At 41.6% G+C, this 18,508-nt stretch carries 10 protein-coding genes; 3 read left to right on the forward strand and 7 right to left on the reverse strand.

Going from position 1 to position 18,508, the window contains the following annotated elements:
• Together rhuM and rnr are read left to right on the forward strand one after the other, a co-directional pair.
• Positions 1-752: RhuM family protein (gene rhuM, locus QZ379_RS01770; RefSeq protein ID WP_291557614.1), on the forward strand; the 752-nt coding region annotated here is incomplete at its 5' end.
• Between the two features lie 165 nt (positions 753-917).
• Entirely contained in the window at positions 918-3,026 is a 2,109-nt protein-coding gene (gene rnr / locus QZ379_RS01775) for a ribonuclease R (RefSeq protein ID WP_291557617.1), read from the forward strand.
• A gap of 47 nt (positions 3,027-3,073) precedes the next feature.
• On the opposite strand, the gene QZ379_RS01780 is transcribed toward rnr, so the two are convergent.
• The 4 genes from QZ379_RS01780 to QZ379_RS01795 form a co-directional block, all read right to left on the reverse strand.
• Positions 3,074-3,652, reverse strand: a complete 579-nt coding sequence (locus QZ379_RS01780) for a non-canonical purine NTP diphosphatase (protein WP_291557691.1) — start codon at positions 3,650-3,652, stop codon at positions 3,074-3,076.
• The gene (locus tag QZ379_RS01785) at positions 3,653-4,549 is read right to left on the reverse strand and encodes a YitT family protein (RefSeq protein WP_154044248.1); all 897 of its coding nucleotides are present in this window, start codon (positions 4,547-4,549) and stop codon (positions 3,653-3,655) included.
• A gap of 9 nt (positions 4,550-4,558) precedes the next feature.
• A complete protein-coding gene (leuS, locus tag QZ379_RS01790) occupies positions 4,559-7,393 on the reverse strand; it encodes a leucine--tRNA ligase (RefSeq protein WP_291557624.1) in 2,835 nt (944 codons plus the stop codon).
• Positions 7,394-7,564: 171 nt separating this feature from the next.
• Positions 7,565-9,064 (reverse strand): acetyl-CoA hydrolase/transferase family protein, encoded by a 1,500-nt coding sequence (locus tag QZ379_RS01795; protein WP_291557626.1) that lies wholly within the window; start codon positions 9,062-9,064, stop codon positions 7,565-7,567.
• Positions 9,065-9,505: 441 nt separating this feature from the next.
• Between QZ379_RS01795 and miaB the strand changes: the two genes are divergently transcribed.
• Positions 9,506-10,879 (forward strand): tRNA (N6-isopentenyl adenosine(37)-C2)-methylthiotransferase MiaB, encoded by a 1,374-nt coding sequence (gene miaB / locus QZ379_RS01800; RefSeq protein WP_291557629.1) that lies wholly within the window; start codon positions 9,506-9,508, stop codon positions 10,877-10,879.
• A 176-nt stretch (positions 10,880-11,055) separates the two neighbouring features.
• On the opposite strand, the gene QZ379_RS01805 is transcribed toward miaB, so the two are convergent.
• The 3 genes from QZ379_RS01805 to QZ379_RS01815 form a co-directional block, all read right to left on the reverse strand.
• Entirely contained in the window at positions 11,056-13,035 is a 1,980-nt protein-coding gene (locus QZ379_RS01805) for an alpha-L-arabinofuranosidase C-terminal domain-containing protein (RefSeq protein ID WP_291557632.1), read from the reverse strand.
• Positions 13,036-13,125: 90 nt separating this feature from the next.
• Positions 13,126-15,477 carry a glycoside hydrolase family 3 N-terminal domain-containing protein gene (locus QZ379_RS01810; RefSeq protein WP_291557635.1) on the reverse strand — a complete coding sequence of 784 codons (2,352 nt, stop codon included), beginning with the start codon at positions 15,475-15,477 and terminating at the stop codon, positions 13,126-13,128.
• Positions 15,478-15,482: 5 nt separating this feature from the next.
• Positions 15,483-18,497 carry a glycoside hydrolase N-terminal domain-containing protein gene (locus QZ379_RS01815; protein WP_291557638.1) on the reverse strand — a complete coding sequence of 1,005 codons (3,015 nt, stop codon included), beginning with the start codon at positions 18,495-18,497 and terminating at the stop codon, positions 15,483-15,485.
• Positions 18,498-18,508 lie beyond the last annotated feature (11 nt).

An 18,508-nucleotide genomic window follows, 5' to 3' on the forward strand; every position in this document is an offset into this window, starting at 1 on the left:
GCAAAATACTGAGTAGCAAAGAAAAGCATAAATTTACTATCAAACTTGGGTTAAAAGAAGAGTTAAAAGATATGGCAACTGTCGCAAAATTTGCGACAGTTCAAAAAGAAGGTGATAGATGCGTTACTCGACAAGTTGAATATTACAATCTTGAGTTAATTCTTTCTGTCGGATATAGGGTAAAAAGCTACAGAGGAGTTCAGTTTAGAAGATGGGCAAATGGAGTATTGAAAGATTATCTGTTAAAAGGATATTCCGTCAATCAACGCCTTAATGATATGGGAAAAGAGCTTACAAGAATAAAAGAAACTTTATCTGAACATTCGAGAAAGATTGATTTCTTTGTCCGTACATCATTGCCGCCTGTAGAAGGTATCTTTTTCGACGAACAGATATTCGATGCCTACAAATTTGCAACCGACCTTATTAAATCTGCCAAGAAATCTCTTCTGCTGATAGACAACTATGTAGATGAATCTGTTTTACTCATGTTGAGTAAACGCAATCCAGGTGTATCCGCCACCATCTATACAAAAAAGATAACAAAACAGCTACAGCTTGACCTTGACAAACATAACGATCAATACCCACCTGTTAATATAAGAACTTACCATAACAGCCATGACCGTTTTCTGATAGTTGACAATAAAGAAGTATATCATATCGGCGCTTCCCTGAAAGACTTGGGCAAGAAAATGTTTGCATTCTCAAAGCTGGAGATTGAGCCAGGCGTAATAACCGAAAAGCTATAATATTACATATATAGTTCAGAAAATCAGAAACTGTGGCACTTTTACAGGTTCACAAGAAAATAAATCGGACTATTATATCTTTATTCCATTTATTTTGCTTACTTTGTAGAAACTAACAAATAGAGGAATAGCTATGGCTAAAAATAAAAAAAAGGCGGAAAGAGAATGAAGAAAAAAGAGATGTCGGAACTCATCATCAACTATTTCCGCAACAAACCGACTGAGGCTATAAGTCTTAAGCAATTATTCCTGGGACTGAAACTAACAACACATCCTACCAAAATGCTATGTACAGACATAGTGAAGGATATGGCAGAAGACAACTTCCTGATTGAAACAGAAAAGGGAAGATGGAAACTGAATGACAGAGGTCAGATAATGACCGGTACTTTCGTAAGAAAAAGTAACGGCAAGAACTCGTTTATACCTGATGATGGCGGAGAACCTATCTTTATTGCTGAAAGAAACTCGGCCCACGCCATGAACAATGACAAGGTGAAGATTTCTCTCTGTGCAAAATGTAAGAAACAGAAGATAGAAGGACAAGTGATAGAAATACTTGACAGAGCAAAAGCAACTTTCGTAGGTACACTGAAAGTATCGAAAAACTATGCTTTCCTCATTACAGAAACAAGCACACTTGCCAACGATATCTTTATACCTAAAGAAAAGCTTAAAGGAGCAAAGAATGGCGATAAGGCTGTAGTGAAAATTACAGAATGGCCGGACGAAGCAAAGAATCCTTTCGGTGAGGTTATAGACGTGCTTGGACAGGCCGGCGAAAACAACACTGAGATGCACGCCATACTGGCTGAATACGGACTGCCATATACTTATCCACAGTCTGTAGAAGCTGCAGCCGAAAAGTTCTCTGCAGAAATCACAAAAGAGGATTATGCTGAGCGTGAGGACTTCCGCGATGTCACCACATTTACTATCGACCCTAAGGATGCGAAGGATTTCGACGACGCGCTCTCTATCAGACAACTGAAACCGGGACTTTGGGAGGTAGGAGTACATATAGCCGACGTTTCACATTATGTCAAAGAAGGCGGTATCATAGACAAGGAAGCATTGAAACGTGCCACATCCGTATATCTTGTGGACCGTACGATACCTATGTTGCCGGAACGTCTTTGTAACTTCATCTGCTCACTGCGTCCTAACGAAGAGAAATTGGCTTATTCAGTGATATTCGACATGAACGAAAAGGCTGAAGTCAAGAACTACCGTATCAGACATACAGTGATAAAATCAGACAGACGTTTTACATACGAAGAGGCTCAGAATATCATAGAAACCGGTGAAGGTGAATTCAAGGAAGAAGTGCTCGAACTGAACAAGCTTGCTCAGATACTCCGTGAAAAACGCCTTGCTGCAGGAGCTATCGATTTTGACCGTTGCGAGGTAAGATTCGAGATAGACGAAAAAGGAAAACCTTTGAGCGTTTATTTCAAGCAGTCGAAGGAAGCAAACAAGCTGATAGAAGAATTTATGCTTTTAGCAAACCGCACCGTAGCGGAACATATAGGAAAAGTACCTAAGAACAAAAAGGCAAAGGTATTCCCATACCGTATCCACGACCTGCCTGATCCGGACAAACTGGATAACCTTAATCAGTTTATCGCACGTTTCGGATATAAAATCCGTACAAGCGGAACAAAGACTGAGGTATCAAAGTCTATCAACCGTCTGTTGAAGGATGTAAACGGAAAGGGCGAACAGAACTTGGTGGAAACAGTATCTTTGCGCTCAATGCAGAAAGCAAGGTATTCTATCCACAATATCGGCCACTATGGTCTTGCGTTCGACTATTATACTCATTTCACTTCACCGATACGCCGTTACCCTGACCTTATGGTTCACCGTCTGCTGACACGCTACTTGGACGGAGGACGTAGTGCACAGGCCGACAAGTATGAAAGCATGTGCGAACACAGCTCGGCCATGGAACAAACAGCCGCAAGTGCAGAACGCGCATCCATCAAATACAAGCAGGTAGAATTTATGAGCGAGCATATCGGAACCGCTTACGATGGAGTAATCTCCGGAGTAACTGAATGGGGTATCTACGTTGAAATAAACGAAAACAAATGTGAAGGTATGATTGCTATGCGCGACCTTGGCAATGACTATTATGAGTTCGACGAAAAGAACTATTGCCTGATAGGACGACGCTATCATCAGAAATTCAGCCTTGGTGATGCTATCAAGATAAAAGTGGCACGCGCAAATCTGGAAAAGAAACAGCTTGATTTCGTTTTGGCGGAATAAAATTACTATAAACAAAAAAGTCAGAGAAAATCTCTGACTTTTTTGTTTTATAATAAATACTCGCAAAGTTTCTGTACCGCCCTCGCGCGATGACTAATCTTATTCTTCTCATCATTACCCATCTCGGCAAATGTTTCCGAATAGCCGTCAGGCATAAATACAGGGTCATAACCGAATCCGGCTCCTCCCTTTCTTTCACGGATTATACTTCCGTTTACTATTCCTTCGAAGAAATGTTCCTTACCGCCTTCAATCAGACAGATAACAGTACGGAAACGAGCCTTACGGTTTTCCTTATCCTGCATCTCAGAAAGCAGTTTCTTCATATTAGCTTCAGAGTCATGCCCCTCTCCACCGGCATATCTGGCAGAATAAATTCCGGGCGCACCATTCAGAGCCTCGACTTCAAGACCTGTATCATCGGCAAAACAGTCAAGACCATAGTTCTCATATATATACTGTGCCTTCAATGCAGCATTACCTTGCAGCGTATCAGCAGTTTCAGGGATATCGGCATGGCAGTCTATATCATTAAGGCTCAAAATCTCTACCTTATCGCCTAATATAGCACGGATTTCCTCCAGCTTATGTGCGTTATTTGTTGCAAAAACCAGTTTCTTCATAATTTACTTAACTTTCAATGGGTCAAAACCTTCACCGTAAACTCCAACAACGTTACTCTGAGAAATAAAGGCATTAGGGTCTATATCCTTTACAAGACGGAAAATATCGAGCGACTGACTTTTCTTTGCAAGAACAACCACTACCTTGATATCTTGCTTGCTGTACCATCCTTTTCCGTCTAACAATGTAACTCCACGGTTAATCTGAGTGGAAATACCCTGAGCTATTTCATCATGTTTTCTTGAGAATATAAGGAACTGAACAGACTGACGGGTACTGTTAATCACATAATCTATCACTATACTCATGACAAACAACACGCAAAAGCCAAACAATACACGTCGCCAATCATGGAAAATAAAATAACAGGAAGATATAATGATTATATCACAATACATCATCATACGTCCAAGAGTAACATCCTTATACTTGTTGATAATCCATGCAATGATATCAGTCCCGCCGGTACTACCATTATGACAAAACACAAGACCAATACCAAAACCTAAAAGTCCGGCTCCTATGACACATGCCATAAAGTCCTGTCCGGGACCAAGCAACATTGGTAATTTTCCACTATCGTCCTTAAATAACATTTGGAAAAACCATAACAGAAACGTCAGCATGATTATGGCATATATGGTCTTGATACTGAACTTAGGTCCGAGTATTTTCAATGCAAAACCTAAGAATACGGCATTAATTATGAAATATGAAACCTGAATTTCAACACCTGTCGCATAATAGATTATAGCAGCTATACCTGTTACTCCTCCTGTAGTAATCTGATAAGGCAAAAGAAATGCCGCCCAACCTATAGAGTAACATATCAAACCTAAAGTTATGGCCAGGTAGTCTTTCGTCTCCCGGCCAAATTTTCTTTTTAACAATGCTTCCATAAATATGATTTACAGAACAACATTTACTATCTTCTTAGAAACTATAATCACTTTCTTTGGAGTCTTACCCTCAATCCATTTCTGTGACTGTTCATCAGCAAGAACTGCAGACTGGATTGTATCATTGTCTGCATCAGCAGCAAATTCCATAGTGAAACGAGCCTTACCATTGAAAGAGATTGTATATTTCACTGTATCTTCTTTCAGATAGTCTTCGTTGAATGCAGGCCACTGAGCATCACAAACCGATGTAGTGTTTCCAAGAGCTGCCCAAAGTTCTTCTGCCAAGTGAGGAGCAAACGGAGCTATAACAACTACAAGGTCGCTCAAGACTGCTTTGTTACGACATTTCAATGAAGTGAGTTCGTTTACACAAATCATGAATGCACTGATTGAAGTGTTGTAAGAGAATGTCTCGATATCTCCTGTAACCTTCTTAATAAGTTTGTGTACAGCCTTAAGTTCTTCTTTTGTAGCTTCACCATCCTGAGGAAGGAATTCGTCATTACGACTATAGAACAGGCTCCACAATTTCTTCAAGAAACGATGAACACCGTCGATACCGTTAGTATCCCATGGCTTAGACTGTTCGATAGGGCCAAGGAACATTTCGTACATACGCAATGTATCGGCTCCGTAACGCTCAACAATCATATCAGGGTTTACTACGTTGTACATAGACTTACTCATCTTCTCTACTGCCCATCCGCATACATACTTACCGTCTTCAAGGATAAATTCAGCATTGTTGTATTCAGGACGCCAGTTCTTGAATGCCTCAACATCGAGGATATCATTTGATACGATATTTACGTCAACATGGAGAGGAGTAACGTCATACCGGTCTTTCAGTCCGAGAGATACGAATGTATTTGTATCCTTTATACGATATACGAAGTTGCTTCGTCCCTGAATCATACCCTGGTTTACAAGTTTCTGGAATGGTTCTTCCTTAACACTTACACCGAGGTCGAACAGGAACTTGTTCCAGAAACGTGAATATATAAGGTGACCCGTAGCATGTTCTGTACCACCTACATAGAGGTCAACATTCTGCCAATATCTGTCTGCCTTCTCAGAAACGAGAGCCTTATCGTTGTGTGGATCCATATAGCGCAGATAGTATGCACTTGAACCGGCAAAACCAGGCATAGTATTAAGTTCGAGAGGGAATACGTTTACATTGTCTATCTTAGAGTTTTCAACTACCTCGCCTGCATTTACATCCCAGGCCCATTTTGTGGCATGTCCCAATGGAGGTTCACCGGATTCAGTAGGAAGGAACTTGGCAACTTCAGGCAACTGCAAAGGCAATTTGCTTTCGTCTATCATATATGGCATACCGTCCTTGTAGTAAACAGGGAATGGCTCACCCCAATAACGCTGACGTGAGAAAATAGCGTCACGCAAACGGAAGTTAACCTTTACACGTCCGAGGTTATGTTCCTTTACATATTTCTTTGTAGTAGCGATAGCTTCCTTTATTGTAAGACCGTTGAGGTTCAAATCGCAATATGGAGTTGCTCCGGCCTTTGGAGAGTTGCAAACGATACCTTCCTTTGCATCGAAGCTTTCTTCGCTTACATCACATCCTTCAACCAACGGAACGATAGGCAAGTTGAAATGTTTTGCAAAAGCATAGTCACGGCTGTCGTGAGCAGGAACTGCCATAATAGCACCTGTACCATAACCTGCAAGTACATAGTCGCTGATCCAGATAGGTACAGCCTCACCAGTGAACGGATTTACCGCATACGAACCGCTGAACACACCTGTCACGCGGCGATCTGATATACGTTCACGTTCAGTACGTTTCTTTGTACGGTCAAGATAAGCCTCAACTTCAGCCTTCTGAGCCTCAGTAGTAAGCAGTGGAACAAGTTCGCTTTCAGGAGCAAGAACCATGAAAGTAACACCGAACATAGTATCCGCACGTGTTGTAAAGATAGTGAATTCCATGTCACTGTCTTTAACCTTGAAACGAACTTCAGCACCTTCCGAACGGCCAATCCAGTTACGCTGTGTTTCTTTCAGAGAGTCTGTCCAGTCAACAGTTTCAAGTCCGTCGAGCAATCTCTGTGCATAAGCAGAAACTCTCAAGCACCACTGACGCATCTTTTTCTGCACTACAGGATGTCCTCCACGTTCAGAAACACCGTCCACAACCTCATCATTAGCCAATACAGTACCCAGTGCAGGACACCAGTTCACCATAGTTTCTCCAAGATAAGCTATACGATAGTTCATCAGGATTTCCTGCTGTTCCTTTTCTGATTTAGCATTCCATTCTTCGGCAGTGAAACTCAATTCTTCGCTGCAAGCCACATCAAGTCCTTCAGTACCTTTTGTTTCGAAAGCCTTAACCAGGTTTTCGATAGGCTGAGCCTTACCGCATGAGTTGCAATAATAGCTGTTGAACATCTTCTGAAAAGCCCACTGTGTCCAGTGATAATAATCAGGTTCGCAAGTACGGACTTCGCGGTCCCAGTCAAAGCAGAAACCGATTTTGTCAAGCTGTTCACGATAGCGTGCGATGTTGGCAGCTGTAGTTACTGCAGGATGCTGCCCTGTCTGAATTGCATACTGTTCTGCAGGCAATCCGTAAGCATCGTAACCCATCGGGTTAAGAACGTTGAAACCCTGAAGTCGCTTGTAGCGGGCATATATATCGCTGGCAATATATCCCAGCGGGTGACCTACGTGAAGTCCTGCTCCCGACGGATAAGGGAACATGTTCAACACATAAAACTTCTTTTTTGATTCATCTTCCGAAAATTTGTAGGTCTTATTTTCCACCCACTTCCGTTGCCATTTTTTTTCTATCTCCCTGAAATTATATTCCATAGCGATGTACTTTATATATTTGATTTTACGTTATTTATCCAATTTGTTTGCAAAGATACAATAAAAAAAATAAAGATACCCCAAAAGACAATAGAATGAAAGCAAAAAGCAGCAACAAGAGATAAAGTATTATAACTCTTGCTGCTGCCCGCATATTATTTTAATTCGTTTTTACTTTTTAAAATCCGCCCAGTCAGTCAGACGCATATCTCCCTTGTCAAGGAATACTTCATGCATTCCCAGCGCAGCAGAAAGGCTGTGGCTGGTCTGTCCCTTGCTGGCTATCTTGAGGTAATCCCACAACAGCTGCTTGTAGTCCGGATGAGCGCAGTTTTCGATAACAGTCTTGGCACGTTCCATAGGGCTCTTGCCACGAAGGTCGGCAATACCTTGTTCTGTAATTATCACATTTACAGAGTGTTCGCTGTGGTCCTGATGCGAAACCATAGGAACAATAGAACTGATGCATCCACCCTTAGCTGTAGAAGGACAGGAGAAGATAGAGATATAAGCACTGCGTGTAAAGTCGCCAGAACCTCCGATACCATTCATCATCTTTGTTCCGCAGATATGTGTAGAGTTTACATTACCGTAAATATCAGCTTCGATTGCCGTATTCATTGAGATAACTCCAAGACGGCGTACCACTTCCGGACAGTTTGAAATTTCAGAAGGACGCAATACAAGTTTGTCGCGGAAGAACTCAATGTTATCGTAAATATCCTGCAGACAGTCGTTTGTCACACTCAATGAACATGTACTTCCGAACTTAATTCTACCGGTTTTCACCAAATCAATCACTGAGTTCTGTATTACTTCTGTGTACATCTCAAAAGCAGGCACATCAGGATTCTTGCCCAATGCACTCAACACTGCATTTGCTATATTACCTACACCAGACTGTAAAGGCAGGAAAGTAGAAGGTATTGTACCCTTACGCAAATCGTTCACCAGGAAGTCCGCCACATTCTGACCAATCTTGTCTGTTATAGGGTCCGGATCATGGAATCCGCGCGCCTCATCAGGAATATTCACTTCCACCACAGCCGCAATCTTGGCCGGATCGACCTGAATATATGGCGTTCCGATACGGTCACTAGCATGTTCTATCATTATAGGACGACGATGTGGCGGACGTTCAAGTTCATAAATATCATGCATTCCCATAAGACTGTTCTTGTTATGAGCAGCATTAAGTTCAACTATAACTTTTTCTGCCAGACGTGCAACGGTAGGAGAAATACCCACACCGGCAGTAAGGTAGATACGTCCGTCGGCAGTAAGTTCACAAGCTTCCATTATGGCAACATTCACCTTACCCAAGAAGCCTGAACGGATTCGCTGAGCCATTTGTGACAGATGTATATCAGAGTATTTTACCTGTCCGTTGTTGCAAGCCTTGCGGAAATCGGCATTTGTAGTATATGGTGCTCTGAAATCGAGAGCATTTGCACGTATCAGAACGCCGTCACATGAATCACCGGTTGATGCACCTGTAAGAACACTCACCTTAAAATGTTCTCCACGCGCGTGCTTTTCCTCTGCCATTTTAGCCAACTCGGCAGTAACAGCCTTAGGAGTTCCGGCTGGTGTAAATCCACTTAATCCAATAATGTCTCCGTCTTTAATCAAACTTGCAGCTTCGGCCGCTGTCATAAATTTATAGCTCATGATATTGTGTTTTTAAAGTTATTTGTATATATTTGAAAATCAAATAGTATTTTTGAGGCAGTCCAAAGTTAGAAAAAAAACGTCAAAACCAACATTTTTATCATTATTTTCTAATAAAAAATACATTTTTCAGCAATAACAGCTGTTTTTACGACAAAAGAGCAGTCTTTTTAAATCTATAATTAAAAACTGTCATCTATCCAAGGAAAAACGCTTCGTCATTCGATTCAAAACGTTTCGTCATTTAAACTCAAACGACGAAGCGTTTTGGAGCCATATACCGAAAACTTTGTTTCCGCTTTGTGCTTCACTCGGTTTGCAGTATCTTTAGATAAGAAAGGCTGCACCTCGGTATCAAAAGTCGAAAACTTTGTTTTCACTTTGTGCTTCGCTCGGTTTGCACTATCTTTGCAGAAATTTTATCAACTAATATACATATTTATGACAAATGAAGCAACAGGAGCAGACTTAAAATCTGCAACTGAACAGGACAGCAAAAAACTGTTCATCGAGACTTACGGATGCCAGATGAATGTGGCAGACAGTGAAGTAATAGCATCCATCATGCAGATGGCAGGCTACTCTCCATGCGAAACTCTTGAAGAGGCTGACGCAGTGTTTATGAACACATGCTCCATCAGGGACAATGCGGAACAGAAGATTCTGAACCGCCTGGAATTCTTCCATTCTCTGAGAAAGAAAAGAAAGAATCTGATAGTCGGTGTATTGGGCTGTATGGCAGAACGTGTGAAAGAAGACCTGATAGAAAACCATCATGTTGACCTTGTGGCAGGACCGGACGCATACCTGACTCTTCCGGAACTTATAGCATCGGTAGAAGCAGGCGAGAAAGCCATCAACGTGGAACTGTCGACTACAGAAACTTACCGTGATGTAATCCCTTCACGTATCTGCGGAAACCACATTTCAGGATTCGTATCAATAATGCGTGGTTGTAACAACTTCTGCCATTACTGTATCGTTCCTTATACAAGAGGACGCGAAAGAAGCCGCGACGTAGAAAGTATCCTCAATGAGGTACATGACCTTGAAAAGAAGGGCTACAAGGAAGTAACACTCTTGGGGCAGAACGTAAACTCATACCGATTTGAAAAAGACGGAGAAACATTTACATTCCCTATGCTCCTTCGTATAGTAGCCGAAGCCGTTCCGGGAATGAGAGTACGTTTCACCACATCACATCCTAAGGACATGAGCGACGAGACACTACATGTCATAGCAGAAGTGCCAAACGTATGCAAGCACATCCACCTGCCGGTACAGAGCGGAAGTTCTCGCATACTGAAACTGATGAACAGAAAATATACACGCGAATGGTATCTTGAAAGAGCAGAGGCTATACGCCGCATAATCCCTGACTGCGGACTCAGCACAGACATATTCTCAGGATTCCACAGCGAAACGGAAGAAGACCATCAGATGTCACTGTCGCTCATGCGCGAATGTGCATACGACTCGGCATTCATGTTCAAGTATTCCGAAAGACCGGGTACATACGCATCGAAACATCTTCCTGACGATGTACCAGAAGAAATCAAAATCAGACGTCTGAACGAAATGATTGAGTTGCAGAACCAGCTTTCGGCAGAAAGCAACGCAAAGGATGTAGGAAAAACATTCGAAGTTCTTGCAGAAGGAGTATCAAAACGCTCAAAGGAACAATTGTTCGGACGTACGGAACAGAACAAAGTCGTAGTATTCGACAGAGGTTCACACCGTATCGGTGATTTCGTAAAAGTAAAGATTACAGAATCAAGCTCAGCTACTCTTAAGGGAGTTGAGGTGACTGAATAAGAAATCAGCAACAGAGGCATGAAGATATGAATAAATATCGACATGCCTCTGTTTATTTTTTGGTTCATTTATAAAACTATACAGTTTAAAAATGACTTACTGTCTAATCTGATCTTTTATCGTGAGAATTTCTGTAACGATTACCAACAATAGTATATTCAATAATATACTATAAATTATTCCTTACTTAATTCAAATTTATATATTGCGAATGTCATTTCTCCAATTTCGATGTTCAGGATGTTCTTTTCGATGTTGATATCCTTTTCCACAGGAACAATCTTGTTTGGTTCGTCAAGAGTGTTTTCTGCGTCGGAATTGTCAGAATGAAGAGTGATGCACTTGCCGTTGACGAGTGATACTGATTTCTTCAGGCCTTTGAATTCGATGTTCAGCTTCTGGCTCTTGTCCGAAGTATTGACAACTTTCAGAATGTAAGTATTGTTGTCCTTGTCCAATACCGCACTTGCAAAGAGTCCGTTCTGTCCTTCCTGGCCGCTTACAGCCTTCTTGTCCATAGTCAGAGGAATAACGTTTGTTCCCTTGTTGTGTCCGTACAGGTTCTGAACATACCAGCTGCATGTGCGTACAGAGCGTAGATTGTCGAACCATATCAGGTCAGGACGCCACTGCCATCCTTCAACGTGTGCAAGCAGCGGAGCGTATGTAGCCATATGTACGATGTCGGCATTACGTTCTACGCCTGTAAGGAAAGCAGCCTCAAGAAGTGACGCGTGGAAATGATTCCATTTCTTGCCCTTGCCGTGGCACGCATATTCGCCTGCAAACACTTTCGGACCTTTACGGTCGTAGTTGTCATATCTGCTTCCTGAGTTTAGGAACCAGTCTTCAGGACGGTAGAAATGTTCGTCCACCAAATCAACTTTCAGTTTCTTCATTTCCGGCCACAGATATTCAAAATCCTTACCCTCAGAGCCAGGGCCTGACGAACCTATAATCTTCATCTCAGGATATACCTTGCGTATTGCTTCTATGAATAGTTTCAGACGTTCTGGATATTCAGAGCCCCACTGTTCGTTACCAATTCCGATGAACTTGAGGTTGAACGGTTCCGGATGTCCCATCTCGGCACGAAGGCCTCCCCATTTGGTGTCTATACCTCCGTTTGCAAACTCGATAAGGTCGAGAGCATCCTGTATGTATGGCTGAAGGTCGCAAACTTTTACGTGTGCTTCTTCATTCGCATTCTGGAACTGACATGCAAGACCGCAGCTAAGTACAGGCAATGGTTCTGCACCCATATCTTCAGCCAGCAGGAAGAGTTCATAGAATCCCATTCCATAAGTTTGGAAATAATCTGGAAAAAATCTATGCTGAAAACTATAATGCCAGCGGTTTTCATTTAAAGGACGATTTTCTACCGGTCCAACAGAATTCTTCCAATTATACCTTGTGGCCAAATCTGTTCCTTCAACAATACATCCCCCAGGAAAACGGAAGACTCCAGGCTTTGTATCGGCTAAAGCTTGCACTAAGTCTTTACGCAATCCATTTTCACGTCCTTTCCATGTGTCGATAGGGAATAATGATACATGTTCCAAATCAACAGAGCCACCAGATATCAGGAAAATACGAAGATGAGATTTCGCTAAAGTCTGTTTGGGAGTCAATATAAGTTCATATTTTTCCCATTCTTTAGAATTAATATCAAGCTCTTGTGAAGTGATAACTTGGGTTTCTCCCATAGAATCATTATCTATAAGTTCAACTCTTATTCTTTGATTTTCACCTCTTGCCCATACACTGAAACGGTAGTTTTCACCGGCTTCTATTCCTATTCCAAAAAATCCTTCATTCTCTATTCCCGTACTTTTGGCAGGATGTCCTGAATATGACAACCGTACATAATGCGGATTCTTATCGAAAGGGCCATCATTTAAAAGCTTAACATTACCAAAAATATACCATCCCATAAAATTTTGCGGAAACTCAAATGAACGATTCTTAATCAACTCTGCATAAAGCCCTCCGTCAGCACCGTAATTTATATCTTCAAAAAAATGCCCATACATAGTAGGTTGTATCTCTGCACCTATTTTATTTGTCTGAACAACAATTTTATTAACATGCTCAGGGTAAACACGAACTAAAGTTATAAGCAAAAAAGTAAACAAAAGTGTAAAACGTCTTTTCATGTCATAAATTAAAATAATTGTTTTACTGATTATTACTGAATAATAGGCCGGGAGACAATACAAATCATCACTCCCAGCCATATTAAGATATCAGATATTAGGAGTTTCCCAAACCTTAGTTTCTGAACAGCTTAAATCAATCCACTTATCACCGCATTTCAGTTTGAAGTCACCTTCCTCCAAACGCCACTTACCATCATAACCTACAAAGGCGAAATCGCTTCCTTTTATCTTCATGCTTACGGTCTTGGTTTCACCCGGCTGTAACGATACCTTCTCAAAATTACGCAGACGGATATTGTCAGGGGTGCTGCTCGCAACCATATCTTTTGAATACAGAAGAACAGCCTCTTTACCTGCTACACTTCCAGTATTCGTTAAATCTACAGACACTGTTATTTCATCATTTGCTGTGAAAGAGGTCTTATCTGCACGGAGATTATCATAACTGTATGTTGTATAGCTCAAACCGAAACCGAACGGCCACTGGACATCCATCACTGAATCATAATTATAGTTACCACCCATCTGTCCCATATTCTCACAAGGCTTATAATCGTATGTTGCCAAAGCATTGATATATTTAGGATATGTAAAAGGCATCTTGGCGCTGAAGTTGGCATCACCGGACATAAGGTTAGCCAAAGCGTCGCCACCGTAGTTGCTTGGAAGCATTATATTGATAACTCCCTGAGCCAATGGTTCTATTTCGTTAATAATACGTGGACGTCCCTGATTCAATACCAGCACAATAGGCTTGCCGGTCTTTGAAAGTGCCTTTACCAGATTACGCTGATTCTCTGAAAGGGTAAGATCTGTCAGATTTCCTGGAGTTTCACAATAGGAATTCTCACCTATACATGCCACTATGACATCGGCACGCGAAGCAGCCGATACGGCTTTACCTATTTCAGGAGTGTTCTCCTCCCACCAGTTGTCATTCTTATAAGGAGCATATGTAACGCCCGGTTCATAAATGATATTGTCCTTTCCATACTTGTTGCAAAATGCCTCGTATATGGTATTATATGCCTGGGCACACTCGTCGGCGCGGTGTCCCTGCCAACTGTATGACCATCCGCCGTTAAGACAACGCATGGAATTTGCATTAGGACCGGTCAGCAGAATCTTACGGCCTTTCTTTATTGGAAGTATATTGTTCTCGTTCTTAAGAAGAACTTCCGATTCTTCGGCTGCCTGAAGAGCAACTGCAGCGAATTCTGAAGAACCGAACTTGTCATATTTCCTGATGTCCCAATATGGATTCTCAAACAGTCCCAAACGGTATTTAAGACGAAGAACACGTGATACGGCATCGTCTATTCTGCTCATAGGAACTTCACCCTCTTCTACAAGTTCTCTCAGATAAGTACAGAAACTTACCTCGTATGGAACCATAGACATGTCTATACCTGCATTGATTGCTATCTTTATCGCTTCCTTCTTAGTGGCTGCAATGTGGTCGCGGGTACAAAGATTATTTATATCTGCCCAGTCGGTCACAATCATACCGTCCCAGTTCAGGTCTTCTTTCAACCATTCAGTCAGTAATTCACGGTTGGCATGGAAAGGCATACCGTTGTCAACACCGGAATTTACCATCACGCTCAAAGCACCGTTACGAACAGCTGCAAGGAATGGAGCGAAATGTTTCTCGCGCATGTCACTGCGTGATATTGACGAAGGGGTACGGTCCTTTCCGGAAACAGGAACACCGTATCCCATATAGTGTTTCATACAAGCGGCTACATTATACTCTCCTATGTGATTAGGGTCTTCACCCTGGAAACCGACAACGGCCGCTTTACCCATCTCAGCATTTACATAGCAGTCCTCGCCGTAGTTCTCCCACATACGCGACCAGCGTGGGTCACGTCCCAAATCCACTACAGGAGCGTATGTCCATGGAATACATCCGGCTTTTGTTTCGTATGCAGATATTTCTGCACCTTTACGGACCAGCTCACGATTAAAAGAAGAAGCCATGTTTATACCTTGCGGGAACATTGTGCCACCAAGAGTATATGTAGTTCCATGTATCTGATCGACACCATATATACAAGGAATGCCTATTTCCTTCATTGAAATGTCCTGAATCTGCTTTATAGCCTCAGCCCATTTTTCTTTGGTCTGTGCTATACTCAAAGGAACGTTAAGCAATGAGCCTACCTTATATTTTCCTATTACAGTGTCAAGCATAGCCTGATTAAGCACAAAGCCGTGTTTCTTGCTTTTCTCAAAATCGCTTACAACGTCTATTGTTATTTCACACATCTGACCTATCTTTTCTTCCAAGGTCATCTTGCCAAGCCATTCCTTTATATTTAATTCTATTTCAGGATCTGAAGGAATAGCGGGTGGAATTTCATTCTTATTACCACCGCAAGAACTCATACCGACACATAATGCAGAGGCAATAACCAAATTCTTTAGTTGTTTCATGATACTCAATATTTAAAATTTATGATATAATCTTTATCTCTTTCCGTATTAAGCAATAACATTCCGTTAGAACTGCATTCTTTACCATTTACTGTTATTATACTACAATATCCAGGTATTTTAATCTTCAGTTCAGGCATACAACCACCTTTTATTATAGCCTGTACCACTCTACCATTCTTCCACTTCAGTCCGACAGTAGCTCCACCTCTCACTTTCATACCATAGAATTTACCTTCTTGCCAGCTGTCAGGTATTGCCGGTAAAAGATTCACAAAACCATCCTGACTTTGAAGAAGCATTTCTCCTATTCCTGAAGTTCCACCCCAGTTTCCATCCATCTGGAATGGTGGATGCGAACAAAACAGATTTGGGAACGTACCGCTTCCATGCTGTTTAGGATTATCCTGAGTATATGCAGGATAAAGCAAACTCTTGAACAGTTTATAAGCTCTATTGCCGTCGCCAAGACGTGCCCAAAAATTAATTTTCCACGCACGGCTCCATCCGGTACCTTCATCTCCGCGTCTGTTTAAAGTCACTTTACATGCCTCAGCCAACTCCGGAGTATTATAAACCGAAATCTGATTGCCAGGATGCAATCCATATAAATGTGACACATGACGATGGTGAACATCTGTCTCCTCATAATCTTCCAGCCATTCCATCAGATACCCTTTCTTACTAATCTGATGAGGAGGAAGCTGACATATAGCTTTCTTCAAAGAGTCTGCATACAATGAATCGACAGACAATATATGTGATGCCGTTATTACATTAGAATACAACTCCCTAACCAGCTGTATGTCCATAGTAGGTCCCATACAGACACTTATAGGTGTACGGTCTTTTCCTTTAAGATAGAAAGAATTCTCAGGCGATGATGTAGGAGCAGTTACCAGCCATCCATGTTTTGGCTCTTTCACCATGGTGGAATAGAAGAACTCGGACGCTCCTTTAAGAATAGGGTAAATCTCCGACAGATAGTTCCTGTCCCCAGTATAGAGATAATGTTCCCAAAGATGCGCACACAGCCATGCTCCGCCCGTATTTGTGGCTCCCCACGACGGATGTTCTCCGGGAGCAGTGTAATTCCACACATTTGTCATCATATGAAGTACCCATCCCCTGGAGTTTTCTCCATAAAAGGACTTGGCACTTTCCTCACCACTCTCAACCAAACGTTTCACCAAATCAATCAATGGAAGATAAAGTTCTGTAAGATTACCCTGTTCCAATGGCCAATGGTTCATCTGGACATTAATATTTGTATGATAATCTCCATTCCATGGAGTGCCAGGCTCATTTGCCCATAAGCCCTGCAAATTTGGAGGAAGGCTACCCGGACGTGTACTGCTTATAAACAGATACCTTCCATAATTATAATATAGTGCAGCCAGTGAAGGGTCGTCAGACGACTGAAAACTCTCTATACGTTTGTCTGTAGTAAGATGTGAAATATTGGAATTCTCAGGCAAATGAATACCCACACGGTGAAAATAATCGCCATATGCCGAAATTGTTTCCGCTTTAAGTTTGTTCCAGTCATAATCCAAAACATTATCCAGAACACGCTCAGCCTCGGTAGAATACACTTCTCCATTCAGATACGAAGTCTTGGCTGATACAAATACCCATGCTTCATCCGCATTTCGTACAGATATATAATCCTCTCCTGTTTCTCTCTCCGCTTTATCTCCAAGACCTACAACACTTGTTATGGCCGAGTATCGTACGCCTCTTGCCTTGCTTCCGCTATCAAGTTCACCCGACATAAGAAGCTTGCCGTCCGAAGGACTTTCTACCTCTCCTCTCTCTGGTCTACTCAGACTCATCTTGAAAGATATTGAATTTCCTTTATCTGCCTTTATATGTACAACCATAACATCTGCAGTTCTGGAAACATAATACTCGCGTACATAATTTACCCCACCTTTTCTGAAAGAAGTATAAGCAACACTCTCACTCAAATCCAGCCAACGTCTGTAATCGCTTATACTTTCATCAGCAATCGGATAAGAATATTCTATATTCATATCAGCAAGCATCTGATAAGCACCGTAAGTACCACCCTTTTCAGGTTTCTTAGGTACAAAGCTTTTATACATAAGCTCCTGTGCTTCCTTGTTTTTTCCTTTAAAAAGCAGTCTGCGTATTTCAGACAAACTGGTTGATGCCTCAGGATTAAGATAATCAGCCTCAGAACCGCTCCACATACTTATCTCATTGAGAACAATCCGTTCTTTTTCAGTTCCGCCGTCAGGCATCATTCCAAGCCTACCATTACCCAATGGTAAAGTTTCCTCCCACTGTGCAGCCGGTTCATCGTACCACAGCACCATCTCAGAACGTCTGAACTCAGGCAAAAGGTCCATTCCTGTAATAGATTTATAAATAGACTCAGCAATTATCCTTGCACCATATTTGTTCGGATGTACTCCATCCTGATATTCATTAGGATAATAAGGTTTCATAGCAGTATTTAGGTCTATCATACTGATATTCCGTTCCACAGCCACTTCTTTTATAATCGGAATTATGCAATTATATATTATACTGTCATTTATTCCCCATCCTTTATTATCAGAAGGAATAGGCAGACACAAGTAGATTTTAGGAGAAGACGACAAAGCAGAAAAACTATCCAACAATGTATTCAAGTCATGCCTAAAGTCATCCTTATGCAGCCAGTTATGAGGTTTGGAATCATTTGTACCAAGTTTTATTGTAACAATATCCGGTAGAAATTCAAGTGCATCCTTAAAACGCTGTTCCTTCATATAAGGCAAATCACCTTTCATGAGCAATGTTCTGGCACTGAGTCCAAAATTTCCCACTTCGTAATCATCACCCAACAAAGACTGAAGAACAGCCGGATAACTTTCCTGCGACGGATTTTCCAGCCCAAAGCCTTCTGTTATACTGTTACCTACACATGCAATTTTAATATTGTCTGCTTTAACAGAAAACACAATAAAGGTGAATAATAAAAATGACAATATATGTTTTAACATTCTCATTAGATTTTGAT

The organism is Bacteroides sp. (genome assembly GCF_019417265.1).
Taxonomy (GTDB): Bacteria; Bacteroidota; Bacteroidia; order Bacteroidales; family Bacteroidaceae; genus Phocaeicola.

Bases quoted from the DNA above. Each gene is read 5' to 3' on its own strand.
- QZ379_RS01815 (WP_291557638.1), bottom strand. From the start codon at position 18,497: ATGAGAATGTTAAAACATATATTGTCATTTTTATTATTCACCTTTATT.
- QZ379_RS01795 (WP_291557626.1), bottom strand. From the start codon at position 9,064: ATGAGCTATAAATTTATGACAGCGGCCGAAGCTGCAAGTTTGATTAAA.
- QZ379_RS01805 (WP_291557632.1), bottom strand. From the start codon at position 13,035: ATGAAAAGACGTTTTACACTTTTGTTTACTTTTTTGCTTATAACTTTA.
- leuS (WP_291557624.1), bottom strand. From the start codon at position 7,393: ATGGAATATAATTTCAGGGAGATAGAAAAAAAATGGCAACGGAAGTGG.
- miaB (WP_291557629.1), top strand. From the start codon at position 9,506: ATGACAAATGAAGCAACAGGAGCAGACTTAAAATCTGCAACTGAACAG.
- QZ379_RS01810 (WP_291557635.1), bottom strand. From the start codon at position 15,477: ATGAAACAACTAAAGAATTTGGTTATTGCCTCTGCATTATGTGTCGGT.
- QZ379_RS01785 (WP_154044248.1), bottom strand. From the start codon at position 4,549: ATGGAAGCATTGTTAAAAAGAAAATTTGGCCGGGAGACGAAAGACTAC.
- rnr (WP_291557617.1), top strand. From the start codon at position 918: ATGAAGAAAAAAGAGATGTCGGAACTCATCATCAACTATTTCCGCAAC.